At 41.9% G+C, this 14,020-nt stretch carries 8 protein-coding genes; all 8 read right to left on the bottom strand.

The window, feature by feature from the left end; genetic code table 11:
• Positions 1-253: 253 nt before the first annotated feature.
• The 8 genes from GTQ43_RS08015 to GTQ43_RS07980 all read right to left on the bottom strand — a co-directional run bounded on the left by GTQ43_RS08015 (position 254) and on the right by GTQ43_RS07980 (position 13,987).
• Entirely contained in the window at positions 254-6,028 is a 5,775-nt protein-coding gene (locus GTQ43_RS08015) for a CARDB domain-containing protein (protein ID WP_265272132.1), read from the bottom strand.
• Between the two features lie 778 nt (positions 6,029-6,806).
• The gene (locus GTQ43_RS08010) at positions 6,807-8,150 is read right to left on the bottom strand and encodes an ATP-binding protein (protein WP_265272131.1); all 1,344 of its coding nucleotides are present in this window, start codon (positions 8,148-8,150) and stop codon (positions 6,807-6,809) included.
• 215 nt (positions 8,151-8,365) lie between these two features.
• Positions 8,366-9,013 carry a TIGR04282 family arsenosugar biosynthesis glycosyltransferase gene (locus GTQ43_RS08005; RefSeq protein WP_265272130.1) on the bottom strand — a complete coding sequence of 216 codons (648 nt, stop codon included), beginning with the start codon at positions 9,011-9,013 and terminating at the stop codon, positions 8,366-8,368.
• 456 nt (positions 9,014-9,469) lie between these two features.
• Entirely contained in the window at positions 9,470-10,126 is a 657-nt protein-coding gene (locus GTQ43_RS08000) for a Tfp pilus assembly protein FimT/FimU (protein ID WP_265272129.1), read from the bottom strand.
• Between the two features lie 19 nt (positions 10,127-10,145).
• Positions 10,146-11,168 (bottom strand): glycosyltransferase, encoded by a 1,023-nt coding sequence (locus tag GTQ43_RS07995; protein WP_265272128.1) that lies wholly within the window; start codon positions 11,166-11,168, stop codon positions 10,146-10,148.
• Position 11,169: 1 nt separating this feature from the next.
• The gene (gene hpsE / locus GTQ43_RS07990; protein WP_265272127.1) at positions 11,170-12,180 is read right to left on the bottom strand and encodes a hormogonium polysaccharide biosynthesis glycosyltransferase HpsE; all 1,011 of its coding nucleotides are present in this window, start codon (positions 12,178-12,180) and stop codon (positions 11,170-11,172) included.
• A 3-nt stretch (positions 12,181-12,183) separates the two neighbouring features.
• Positions 12,184-13,143: a hormogonium polysaccharide biosynthesis glycosyltransferase HpsE gene (gene hpsE, locus GTQ43_RS07985; protein ID WP_265272126.1), complete on the bottom strand. Its 960-nt coding sequence runs from the start codon at positions 13,141-13,143 to the stop codon at positions 12,184-12,186.
• 187 nt (positions 13,144-13,330) lie between these two features.
• Positions 13,331-13,987, bottom strand: a complete 657-nt coding sequence (locus GTQ43_RS07980) for a prepilin-type N-terminal cleavage/methylation domain-containing protein (RefSeq protein WP_265272125.1) — start codon at positions 13,985-13,987, stop codon at positions 13,331-13,333.
• Between the last annotated feature and the right edge of the window lie 33 nt (positions 13,988-14,020).

Below are 14,020 nucleotides of genomic sequence, written 5' to 3'. Positions count from 1 at the left end.
AAATTCATGAATTGCCCCTTGTGTAGTTTTACGTAAGAGTACTCCAAGTAAAAAAATGCTCAATTGTCATTGCGAGCGTTCGCAGAGCGTCTCGTAGAGAAGCGAAGCGATCGCAGCCCTTGGGATTGCTTCGCTCGCAACGACGGGTTTTGAATCATTTATCTTTTTGAACACTCTAAATCCTTCCTTGCATCTCTGCGTGAGCCAAACGATCGCTCTCAAGTTTCCCCAAAAGCGATCGCTTGAATTGGCTTTAAACAAAGACGAAACGAGTATCTGTTACCAAATTGCCCTTTAATCCGTTTTCGACAACAGCAATCAACTCTAATCCTGTTCCATTGGTGGTGAAAATACCTACAGCCGATTTAATTCCAGATACGGTTGATGCTGACCCCAACAAGTAATTGTCAGCAGATCCCTTAAGCTGAATGCGATCGCTTGCTTTGAAATTAACAATATCGGCGTAGTCACCATTGCCAGAATTGGCATAGAAAACTGAACTGGCATCACCCAAGATGTAAGTATCTGCACTTTGATCGCCGTTGAGTCGGTCAATTTCGTTTGTACCACCTCCCCAACCAATCAGGCGATCGTTGCCACCACCTCCAAGAAGAATGTCACTGCCAAGTCCACCGAGAATTGTGTCATTACCTGCTCCACCATTAAGGCTGTCATTACCTGCTCCACCATCGAGGCTGTCATTACCTGCTCCACCATCGAGGCTGTCATTGTCAAGTCCACCTAGAAGGATGTCATCGGCTGCTCCACCATCAAGGATGTCATTACCTGGCCCACCTAGAAGTGTGTCAATGCCATCACTGCCTAAGAGGGAGTCATTACCGCCCTTGGCATCAATGTAATCATTACCTGCTCCACCATTGAGTGTCTCATTGCCATCAGTGCCGATTAAGCGATCGTTCCCGGCTAGGGCATTGAATGTGTTTACGCCAACAAGTTGGTCGATAAAGATAATATCGTTGCCAGATGTCGCCTTGTTATTGGCAACAGTCAGGTCAAAGGTATCGCTAACATTGCCACCTTTGCCATCAGCTGCGGTAACTGTGACTGCAAAAATACCAGCTTGGGAGATATTGCCGAATATCAGACCTGTGTTAGCGATATCAGATCCAGTGGGTAAGCCTGTAGCACTGTAGGTTAGAGTGTCGCCTCGATCGATGTCAGTAAATTTGTTGCTGACATTGAAAGAGAAGAGCTTGTTAGTAGAAACGATTTGGTCGTCAAGGGGTTGCACTAGGGTAGGAGCATCGTTGACACCAATGACAGTGAGGTTAACGATCGCAGTCGATTGTAAACCTTGACTGTCAGCGATCGCATAACTAAAACTATCACTGGCTGTCTGTCCTTGAGCCAAAGAGTTAAAACTTGAAGCGGTGTAAGTCAAGCTTTGCGTGTTTTGGTTAAATAAAACTGTCCCTTTTGTACCTGTGGTGTTGACAGAAATGATGTTTTTCGTGTCTCCAGCATCAGGGTCAGTATCGTTACTCAGTAAGGTAGCACGGAGATTTATAGTTGCGTCTTCGGCAACGTTAACTGTATCAGCTACGGCCGTGGGTGCTTCGTTGAGATCGTTAACTTGGATAGTCAACACCTTGTCCACGGAAAGTCCACCGTTATCGGTGCTGCGTACCCGAATGCTGTAGGCAGATTTGGTTTCAAAGTCTGGGGAAGCGTTGATTTTTAAGCTGTTATTTGCGATCGCAAAAGCAGCATTATCGGTGTCACCAGTTCCAGCAACTAAGCTGTAAGTAAAAGTGTTGCCTGTGTCAGGGTCAGTGGTGCTAAATGTACCTACCACTGTGTTAGCTGCTACGTTTTCGTTGACATTGGTTGCACTCAATGATACGGCTGTAGGAGCGCTGTTTGCAGGTAAATTAAACCGAGCTAGGCTAGGGTCATGATCGCTATCCTGGTCAGAAAACTCTGAGTTGATGTGAACGACATCATAGCCATCTAGCTTGTTGAGCAAGCCATTACTCACTAAAATGTGGTCAAGGGTTTGGGCGTTGCCTTCAAAGTTATAGGTGTAACGCTCATTTGCAGGCAAAGTTTCAATTAAGGAAGTTAGCCCAGCGCTTTCTAGGGTGCTGACAGGGTTGGAAAACTCAAAGTCATTTAAATCACCCGCTACTACTACATTGGCGTTGGGGTCGATGGCTAAAATACTTTGGACAAAGTTTTTCACCAACGTCGCTTGTTGTTGGCGCTGCACTTCACTGCTTAGAATTGGCGGTTGATTTGGGCCAAATAATGGTTGATCGCCACCTTTAGAATTAAAGTGGTTGCCAATTACATACACAGTTTTACCGTTAAAAGTAAATTGCCCAACTAATGGTTTGCGACTGCTAGTAAAAGCTGAGTTGGTAGGGTCAATTAAACCAGGGCTAGCAGAAACGGTGGGAATACCCCCAACGTTGCTGACTGTAGTGCTGGAGGTGGAAGTACCGCCAGGGGTATCTACAAAGCTGACACGATTAGGATTAAATAAGAAGCCGACGCGGATATTTCCACCAGGTTCACCGCCATTGGTGTCATCCACTGGGTCAATTTGGCGATATTGATAGGTGGGGCCACCAGCCGCAGCGATCGCATTAATTAATGTTTGGAAGGTAACGCTGGCATCAACGACGCTATCATTGGTCGGCCCGTTATTATCCTGAATTTCTTCCAGAGAGATGATATCTGGTGATTTTAGGTTATTAACAATGCGGGTCGCAAGGTTGTTAAACTTGGTTGCACCATCTCCTATGTCAAGGTTTTCAACGTTGAAGGTAGCAACTGTCAGTTGGTCAGTGGTGGGAGTTAAATTAGTGACTTCCTTGGTCAGCGGGTTGGAGGTAACAGTAACCGAGGTGGGGAGAACTTCGTAGTTGCTGAAACTATAATCAACCACACCCTTAATTGTGTCGAAAGTAGCACCGACGTTAACTTTGGGGGAACTACCAGAGGTAAACAGGGTATCATCAATTTGGATGCGCTCTGGATTAAAATCATTAGCGCTAACCACGACACCACCACGGGCTGTACGTCCGGTTGCATTAGCGCCATTGTCTGCCAGTACCCAAATCTCGCCAAAAGAATTAGTCGGGCTAACTGCGACAGGATTATTTACCTGGACTAGCATTCCTTCTAAGCTTTCGTAGAAATCAATGCCATCTTGGGCAGGGTCAAAGGTGGTTGTTCCAGTTTCGACATTACCAGTAGTGTCGTTATCGATTACCGAGTTTGGAATGGTTCTGCCGCCATTACCTAAAATAGTGGCAGCTGGTAAAGGATTGCCACTGGAAAGTTTGACAATTGTGGGGCTAGTAATTTCTGTGGTGGTCAAGTTGTTAGTACCAGTAGCACCACCAGGACGGAATTCACTGACTGTACCGCCAACCAGTACTGAGTCGCCTACTTGGACGGTTGGCACTGATGAGGTGAAGACAAAAATCCCTTCGGAGGTGCGATCGTCGCTATCTGGGTTAGGATCTTGCAAATAGAAGCCATTAGATTTTAAGGCTGTGACAATTCCTGGTACATCACCTACTCTTTGTCCATTTAACCCAGAGATGTGAGATGCACCTTGGATATCGTGAATGTGAGGAGTGAGGACTACACCGCCGAGGGTAATGCTATCGGTGCGGAACTTTTTGAAATTGTTCTGTGATAAATCTTTGGCTGCTGTGCCGTCGTTGTAAAGCACGCTGTTGCCATCATCACTGACAAATTGAATTTGAGAGGTATTTGTTAAGTTATCAGGGATGGTGACAATTCCTTCCGGGTTGAAGCTTGCAGGGAATGTGGCTGCGCGCAATTGCGGTTGGCTGTTAGGATTACCATCCCAAGTGTAAAGGCGGAAATCGTTGGGGGCTGTTCCGGCATCTCCTGCTGGCCCAGCAATAATTACGTATTGGTTATTTGCATTTTTGCGAATTTCCCGAATACCCCGACCGCCTAAATCTAATTCGATGGGAGCACCAAATTGTGCTGAACCTTGAGTACCACCACCGCTAGCTGAGATCAGGCTGGCGAAGTTGGTAACTTGAACAATGAGCGCGTTAGCTCTTCCAGAGGGGGGAACTTCGGGGGCGCGGAAGGCGATATAAGCTGTGGTGTTGTCGGGGGCAATTTCCAAGCCTTCAATATTGTAGCCGTTTGGTTGCTTCGACCCGACACTACTTGCAGCGCTAGCGGCCAAGCCGTAGTAATTAGCTCCCTTGCCGTGACCGTTATTGACATCCCAATTGATGATATCTTCTCGTAAAAAGTCGTAGCGGCCAGTATAGCTAAGTGTAGTGGATGCTCCCGTACCACTAATATCGGTGGCAAAAATGCGATCGCGGTTAGGGCGAGATTTGCCATCATCGCTATTGCTTTGTGAGCCTAACCAGAAAATGCGATCGCCTATTTTAGCTGAAGCTTCGAGATCCACTTCTCTTAACGCGCCAGAACCATCAGTTTGGGTCAGTCCTAGAGAGCTTGTAAAGTCAAAGCCAGTTACAGCCAGTCCCGATTTACTAGAATCATAGAGGCGCAAAACTTGATTTTCGTCATCGGCTTCTAAGAAAAATGTCCCACCCACAGGAATGGCTGTAGAAGCATCGCTTGTACCTGTTAAAAATTGAGTTGTGGCAGTTCCATTATTCGCTGATGCTGCATAAGCGATCGCATAATTTGCAGTACCACTACCATCACTGACGGTTACTGTAATATTGGCAGTACCAACACCGACAGGATTTATTTTCAAATTACGGTTGCTTCCAGTACCAGTTAGTGTGAGGTTGCCGTTAGGAACCACTGCCTCATTATTGCTGGTAACTGTAACGGTCAAATTGTCTACAGGAGTATCAGAGTCAGCAACGATAAAGTTTACACCCAATGTCGTTGCTGGATCGTTGGCATTGCCAATTACACTGCTAATTGCCCCTGTCCCTGTAGTAGACAAAGCACCGTTAGCATCTAACAAATCTGTAGTCGTGGCTGTGTCTAGTTGAATAGTTGGCGCTTGTCCGACTACTACATTGTTAACTGTAGTTGCGATCGCAGCAGCAGTGTTATTAGTTTCGTTACTCTCAGCAATAGTGTTGTTGGGGTCTACGGTTGCCGTACCACTGGTAAGAATGCCAGCAGAATTAGGGGTGACGCTAACAGTCAAGGTAGCAGTACTACCAGCGTTTATGCTCCCACCAGAAAAGGTGATGACACCACCTGATTGGCTAGCAGTAAAGCCGTTGGCAACAGTTGTGCTGTTAAAGATTACCCCAGTCGGTAAGGTATATTCTACTGAAATCCCGCTAGCATTAGCACTACCGCCGTTACTAACGGTGAGAGTGTAGGTAAGGGGGTTGCCAACAATTACCGGATCGGGGGAGTCTGCTTGACTGATGCTGAGGTCTGGTTGGGAAGTTGCACCACCAGAAACAGTAAATGATGATTTCCAATTGGATAAATTTGTTGCCGTTGAACTAGTTGTCCAATTCGCTGAGTTTGAGATCGCAGATAGAAGTTGTGCTTTTGTTCCAGAAGTAGAACCACTGTAGTAGCCATTCGTGCCATTATTCGCAGTTATAGCTACCGTAGTAGTTCCCGTTACCAAGGTGCCATTATTTGTAGAAATTGGCTCAGATGATGTAGCGGCACTAGTAGAATTAGAACTCCAAGCTCCAGAATTGAGTGCATAAATTAACGTTGGACTAGCTAATGTTCCTGTATAGACAGTTAGTGAGTCACCGCTTGAATTTAGGGAGAAATTACTAGGATTATTGGAATTAAAACCTGATGAGTTAGTAGTACTTCCATTCACCCAAGTAAGAACTGTTCCCGCAGGGATATCTGTTGGTGCTGTATAAGTAAGAATGCCTTCACCAGTTCTGAAGCTACCACTAGATTGCCAACCATTATCTGTAACGTTAAAAGTTGTACCAGAACCAATATCTACAAGAACCAGAAATCCAATAGTATCAGGATTTGTGGTATTGAAACCAACGATCGCGATATCGCCAGGATTAAGATTTGTTGATGCCATATTATATTGTGTGTTTAGTCAAAAATTTTTGTGTGGTCAATTTAACTTGAAGCGCCTCATTGTTGAGACATCTGTAGTGGTGCGATTCCTAAAGAAGTGTACGTAACTTCCTAAATAATTGAAGTTAGATGGATGTAGATTTACATTAGTTAAAACCTTGCAGCACCAACACTTGAGGATGTAAATACCATTGTGATTGTGAGTAAAAAATGCTGAGTGTAAAGGATAAACTTGATACTTTGAGCGATCGCAAGATCGCTGTGACAATTGAATGTATAGTATAAAATAGCTACATATGTTTCTAGTATTAATGCATATTTAGCAAGCTCAATTTATCTCAGTAATATTAAGAAACGGCTAGCAAAAGGTTAAAGAAATAAATATTTGATAAGTAACCATGCAAAATTAATTACAGTCATTGCGAGCGAAGCGAACGCGAACAGCGTCTCCAAGAGTTGCAATCCCAGCCCCCGCGTTCGTGAACGCAGAGTCCTAGTGATTGCTTCTCTACGAGACGCTGTTCGCGTTCGCTCCACTTCGTTGCGCTCGCAATGACATACCGTAAGTAATTTGGCGGACATGATATAAATCCTAAGTGCCACAACTAATTAGATGTCTCCGAAAAAGAATGTAGAGACGTAGCACTGCAACGTCTCTACAAGGGTTCTGCATAACGCATATTTAATTTCACCAGATGTCTATTCCTCACCGAATTTGGAATTTCACTTTTGAATATCCAATTGGAGAGCAACAAAATTTTTAGTGCAAGCCGCTAACCCTACAAATTTGTTGAGAATGGTAGAATAACTGTAAAGGTAGTTCCCACACCGATCGCACTTTCGACAAGAATCTCGCCACCATGTAAATCTACAGTCTGCTTGACGACGGACATCCCTAATCCCATTCCTGGGATATTGCCTGTATTACTGGCCCGATGGAACGGTTCAAAGATGTGTTCAATGTCAGAAAGGGGAATGCCAATACCAGAGTCTTGAGTCTGGAATATAGCTCGATCGTTGGCAGTAGTTACAGAAAACTTAATGGTGCTACCAATGGGTGAGTATTTTAGACAATTTGAGAATAAATTACTTAAAATTTGCCGTAGTAGTTTAGCATCTAGGTTAGCTTGGGTGCATTGACACTCACTGCTAAAAGCGATCGGATGTTGAGAGCGATCGCTCTGTTCTAATTCTTCTAGTAGATCGCGGCAAAATTCCACTAAATTTAGGGGGGTTGGATTAAACTCTAACCTGCCTGTTTCATCCTGACTTAGCAGCAATACATCATTCAACAACTGGGTTATATGCATAACAGATGTTTGAATGCGACGCAGGTGGATCTGTTGTCGCTTGTCGTCCCATAAATGGCGATAATGTTCTAGTAGCTCCGCAGAAGAGTGGATGGTAGCCAAAGGGGTGCGAAACTCATGAGAGGCAGTGGTGAGCAAGCGGGATTGAAGTTCACTAAGCTCCCTTTCTTTGACAAGGGCTTGTCGCATCGCCTCTTCTGCCCATTGCAGCTTGGCTTGAGTGCGCTTGCTTTCGCTAATATCCCGCAATAGCCAGCGCAGACCGACTAAGTTACCTTGTTGATTACGGATAGCAACCACTTTCACCGCAGCCATAATGGGTATTTTGTCACGCGGTCGCAGGGTTACTTCCCACTCTTGCATTTTCCAGCCTGGAACTTCAACGCGATCGCTCAGATGAGTCAGTTTCAAATAAAAAGCAATCAGTTCTTTCTCAAGTACAAAAATTCCTATCGGTTTGCCCAATAGGAAAGTCTTTGAGATATTGAACAGAGTATTTGCAGCAGAGTTAGCTTCCTGAATTACTCCTTTTGGATCGGTCACCAAATAGGCATCTGGTACTTCCTCAAAAAGTTCTTGGTAGCGTTGACGTTGTGCTATTAAAGACTGTTGAGCGTTTGATAATTCTTCATTCTGTCGCTGTAGGTCTTCATTAGCTACTTGCATTTCTTCCAAGGCTAGGTAGAGTTCCTTGAATACATCCGTGACGAGTTCAATATCTTCCTGTATTTTTTGCTGTTCACTCTGGCGTTGCAAAAGGGCGACGCGCTTACGCATATTTTGTAACTGTAAGGCTAAATCGTCCAAATTCACGCTCTTACTCCTAATTTGGATCTCTAAAGTTGGGTTTTATTTGAGATTCCCTCTTTGGACGATCTTAGCTTTTGGCGCTCAACAGTTAGTTCGACATCTCCAAAAATAAAATATGCGTTATCCATAAACCTTGTAGAGACGTAGCACTGCTACGTCTCTACATTAGACATCTGGTGAAAAAGATTGATAGGGAACCTCAATCTCCCTTATGTCCCTCAATTTTCCATCTGTCCTGCAAGGGTTTGTTCCCAAATTGGCAAATCCTCCGGTCGGTCAACATCAGCTAAAGGCGACAAGTTAGTATGTGATAAATTAAGTTTCTGGGCAATATCTACGGTTTTCTGAAATACTTGAGCAGTTCCCCACTCAATGTTAATGAATAACTCAGGGATGGGTTGGCGCAAACCAATTAAGTAATATCCACCGTCGATCGCAGGGCCTAGTACAAGGTCAAAGGTTTGTAACTTCTCAAAGGCTGTTGTTAGAATCTGGGCATTGACTCCAGGACAATCTGTACCGATGATAATTGCTTTTTCTGCACCAGATTGAAAAGCATCGAAAAGCGATCGCGCCATCCGCGAACCTAGATCCCCTTCACCTTGAGACTGGTAAACCAAATCCAACCCTAGCCAGTTTTGCATAAGTTGCGAATTGCCACCTGCAAACCGCACTTCCATAGATATGGCAATAGCTTTTTGCAATTCTTGAACTTGAGATATTGTATGTTCAGTCATTTTTCGTTGAAGATTGACAGCACCAAAATTTCCCAAAGCAGGTATCAGTCGGGTTTTTGTCTTCCCTGGTTCAGGATAGCGAGTAAAAATAATCAAATGCCGTTTTGGGCTTGCTGGTAAGTTCAGCACGCAATACCTTTTTTAATCAACTAAAAATATCTTAAACCTCATCTATGTTGAGAACCGTAGTTTTTGCCCTCACCCTAAATCCCTCTCTCTTCTTGGGCTACGGTGTACACACAAGTAGTATCTAAAAGGGTTTCAGGCGTTATAGACCCCTTAAATTGTCATTACGAGCGCAGTGATAACGGAGCGAAGTAATCACACAATCCCGTGAGTTTTTGCGATTGCTTCGTCGTTCCTCCTAGCTGCTCCCAGGCTGACAGAGCGATCGCACAATCCTATTGCTAGATGACGAAACCAAGTACTAGGGGGAATTTTAAGACTTGTGTGTACACCGTAGCTCTTCTTGGGAGAGGGACTTCTTTCCGGCTCCCCTTCTCCCAAATTTGGGAGAAGGGGCTGGGGGATGAGGGTTTTTTCTTTTCATACGGAAAGAACTATAGTTTTCAAGATGGACGCGGTTTAATAGCAATACTTATCATTTTCATTGGCTCTCAAATGATCGTTTCCAGTTTTTATTGCCCCTAAAATCGTAGAAACATAGACGCAACGTTTAGCCTTTACATCATTTTGGCTATATAGGGTAATCTGTCCAAGTGTTCTCAATGATGTGCTAGTACACTCATCTCCAACTTCATAGATAGGACAACCTTGATAGTTAAATAGAACTCGCCACACTTGTTCTGAAGTATGCTTTCGTAAAGTTGTCTCTTTTTTGCCTTTATTATTTTCCTCTTTATCAATGCGAATATTTGCCTCAAGTTCATACCAGATGCTGCTATTATTTCTAACAGCATCAGAAACGAACTGTCCTGATTCTGCTTCATGAACTGCCCATTGCACGACACCATTTTGGATGCGGAAACTAACTTGTCTAGTCAATTTGTCCTTAGTAGCTTGGCTTTGGGCTTGGCGCATTGCATAGTAAACTTGGTTTTGGGAAGTTTCGAGGCGGCGAATATTCACAAAAGTTAGCCAGCTGGGTATTCCCACAGTAGCTAATATACCAATTAATAGAATAACTACTAAAGATTCTAGTAGGGTAAAACCACTACTAGAATCTTTACTCAAAAGATTTTTTACATTAACTATAGACGGTAAATACACCCTAATATCCATTTTTGTCTTTTGATCGATTTTAAACTACCCAGCCGTTGAGCAATGTTTCTCTTTCTTGACTTCTTGCTTTACGTTGGTTAGTAATACTATCTAGCAAGGTTGGATGGATCAGGATGATGACAATTTTGAGTAAAAGTTTTAAGGTGAAATTTATATTCTCCAGTCTTGAAGGGTCATAAAGAAAATACTTCCACAGAAATATAGCTGATGCTATACCTTTTTGGCGATTCAATGGTTTTTGTAAGGCTTTACAAGTCAGGTATTTATATAAATTTGCTAGGCTTAAATTCCAACTCTGCTTTAGTGCTGTTCGCGTATTATCTGCTACAAAATTTCTTTCCTTATAAGCTTTCTTAAGCACTTGCAAGCAGCATTTTTCCTGCCTGATAAGATTAGAAGAAACTGAATTAGCACTGATGCGATATAATATTTGTACAGACGGTACGCATATAAAATTAAACTTAGATGCTAATCGCAGCCACATATCCCAATCCTGTGCCGCACTTAGAGATTCGTCAAAGCCACCTAATGTAATTAAAGCTTTTCTACAAATTAAGGGATTAGAACCATTCTCTAAAAAGTTATTTACCAACAACTTTTCATAAACATTCCCATTGACATTTACACGTTTACCAGAAAGGATAAATTCACCATCTTCATTAATATAATCAGTCCAACTATAAGCAACTTTTGCAGTGACGTTTTCTTGCAGGGCTTTTAACTGAGATTGAAGTTTACTAGGTGTCCAAATATCATCTGCATCTAAGAAACTAACAAATTCTCCAACTGCATGGTTTAGACCTCGGTTACGGCTAACATTTCCGCCAGCATTGGCATAGGAAAATACTTTTATTCGGGGGTCTTTAATTTGTACAACAATGTCCAAAGTTGAGTCTTGTGAACCATCATTAATTACAATTAGTTCTAGATCGCAAAAAGTTTGATTTAAAACAGATTCAATAGTATACTTAATAGTCTTTTCACTATTATAAGCAGGTATAATTACAGAAATTTTGGGTAAATTTTTGCTTAGGTTACTCATTTTAGATGGCCATTTTATTTTTTAATAATCTGCCTAGATTACATTTCAAGTAGTAAAAAGGACTCATCATACTAGCAAAATAAAACTCAATCTCAAAAATTGCAATTAGATTATTTTTTAATTGCCCTCTATACTGAATTAGATGTTGTAATACTCGGCGTAAATTCCCCAAGATAATTTTCACAAACAATATTGGTTTTTGCCAATGTTTAGTATTTATCAAGTGTAGTTGGAAAATACACAACCCACAACCACGTGCCAGAGTTAGTAGGTAATCTCTTTCCAATCGCCAATACGGTATTTGATGATAAGTATGCATGGTAGGGTTATACCAAATCTGCCAACCTGCATAATGTATATAAAGCAATGGTTCATAGTCATCACCTTGTACCAAAATACCAGGTAACTTCCCGCTTAAAGTAGGTCGTTGTGGTACGTTCTCACACCATACTTTCTTCCTGACAACAAGCGCCGCACCGGGAGGAAGTCTTAAATTCTCTGCATCAAATAAATGTGGATTTGAGCCATGTTCTCTAATAGCTAAAAAAGCTTGAATTCTTTCAAAATTTTCTGGCGGATTGACTTCAAAATCACCATGAATCTGACCACTCCAAGCACCTGCTTGAAGATGCTCTAATCCAAATGTATATGCTTCTGATAACCAATCAGGTGCAGGTAAGTTATCATCATCCAAAAATGCCATGAGTTCACCTCTGGCTTCACGGACTGCTCGCAGCCGTGCAAAAGCGGCTCCCTGTTCAGTTTCTAAAAAATATCTTAAATGGCACTTTCCATCATATATTTTTTTGTAATTTTGAACTACTTCAGATGTGTTATCAGAACTATTGTTATCCACAATAATAATTTCCCAGTTGAGTTTTTCTACTCCTGTCTGGGCTAAAAGTTTATCCAAAATTCTAGGTAAACGGGTTGCTCCGTTATATGCAGGAATAGCTACGCTAATATCTAAACTTTCAATTGCTAATTCAGTCATAATATCTAATATTTTCATAGCTCATTTTTTAAAATATCCATTTTTCCAGAGATAAAAAGGACTAATTAAACTACTTAAAAAAAGCTCCATTTCACAAGCAGCTACCAAATCTTGTTTCACCTGAGTTGGATATTTTAGTAAATGTAAAACTATTTTACGTAGGTCATTTATCATATAAGATAAAAGAGCAAATGGTCTATAGATATTTTTTACGTTTACCATCCTAGTTACATAACGGCTAAGTCCAATACCTCTAAAAAACGGGATTAAATAATCTTTTTGTAATCGAGATTTTGGGATTTTGTGAGAGATTTCCATTTCTGGGTTGTACCAAATTTCCCATCCTGATTTTTGAACGTAAGACAACATTTCTAAGTCTTCACTGGTAAGCATATTGCCTTGAACTCTCCCAGTTAAAATAGACTTATCTGGTACACTTTCTAACCAAGCTTGTCTACGGACAACAAGTCCGGCAGAGGGGGGTAGTATTTTTTTGGTTGGTTCATACAATAGTGGTAAATTACCTCGTTCTGTAATTGCTAAGAATGGAGCAATTCGATGAAAGTTTTCTGGTGGTTCTACTTCCCAATCAGGGTGAATTTGGCTGCCATAAGCTCCCGCCTTGGGATACTTTTCACCAAAAGCATAAGCTGCGGATACCCAATTGGATACTGGGTAGTTGTCATCATCTAGAAAACCTATGAATCTACCTTGTGCTTCTGCTACTGCCCTTTTTCGGGCATAAGCTGCTCCCTGTCGTGCTTCAAAGCAATACTTTAGAGGGTAAGGACACTGCCAACTTTTCTGATAAGCTTGAACAACTTTAGCTGTGTTATCAGTGCTGTTATTGTCTACAACTATAATTTCCCAAGAAAAATTTTCGGTGTGAAGTTGGTTTTGTAGTCGCTCTAATAGTTCAGGCAAACGACTTTGACCGTTATAAGTTGGGATAGCTACAGTAAAGTCAAGGTTTTCAGTCATTTTCTGAAAATAATATTTTGATTAGAATGTTTTTTATCTGTTGAGCCAATGGCTAATTTATCAGCGACTCTTAAATAAATGTATCAAATATTAGAACTGCACATGATATTTTAATTTTGCTATCAACGTGCAGTTTTATGTTCAGTGGTATTACGTATTTTTAAATAAAGATTCCTAGCAAAACCGCTTAATTGCATTGAGCGTCTTTTGCTGTTACCATTGCTCCCAAGAGAGTTTCCACAATGACGCATCGCTTTATACTAGGCGATGTAGAGTTTGTAGGGCTTGGTGCAGCTACTACTATTTTTAACCCTGTAGCAGTTCCAAAGTTTGGAGCTGGTAAAGTTGGTAAAGCTCCCATATAGTCAAAAGTAATCTGTGTTGACGCATTTGAAGCAGGGTAGGATACAGTAGAAGTAGAATTGACAGTATTTGCACTAGTAAGATTTGTGCCCAGCAGTAATTTATTAGAATTAGCTCCCACATCTGCCCCTAAAGGTTTCCATGTGCTGATTCCAGCAGTGGTACGATAAATAGCGACATCTACATCTTTAGTTGTGTTATCTGTCTGAAAACTGACACTGTAGCTAAGTTTATTTCTTTTAGCTTCGCTCTGTGCTTCTCGCAGTGCGGCTAAAACTGCATCGTTAACCTTATTTACCTGCTGTCGACTTAGAAAGGCAAACCAACCTGGAGCTGCGATCGCTGATAAAATTCCGATCATTAGCACCACTACAAGCATTTCTATTAAGGTAAAGCCAGCATCATGTTGAGGATGAAATCGTTCCTTGGTGTTTTTATTACACATCTTAGGGTGGAATAACTTTAAAGTTAGGTTGTCCATAATGTCTCACCATTAATTGATCTGCGTATATCA

Origin of the sequence: Nostoc sp. KVJ3, from assembly GCF_026127265.1 — a bacterium.
GTDB lineage: Bacteria > Cyanobacteriota > Cyanobacteriia > Cyanobacteriales > Nostocaceae > Nostoc.
Note: the sequence above shows the minus strand (reverse complement) of the source record. Positions and strands in the feature narration are given on the sequence as shown.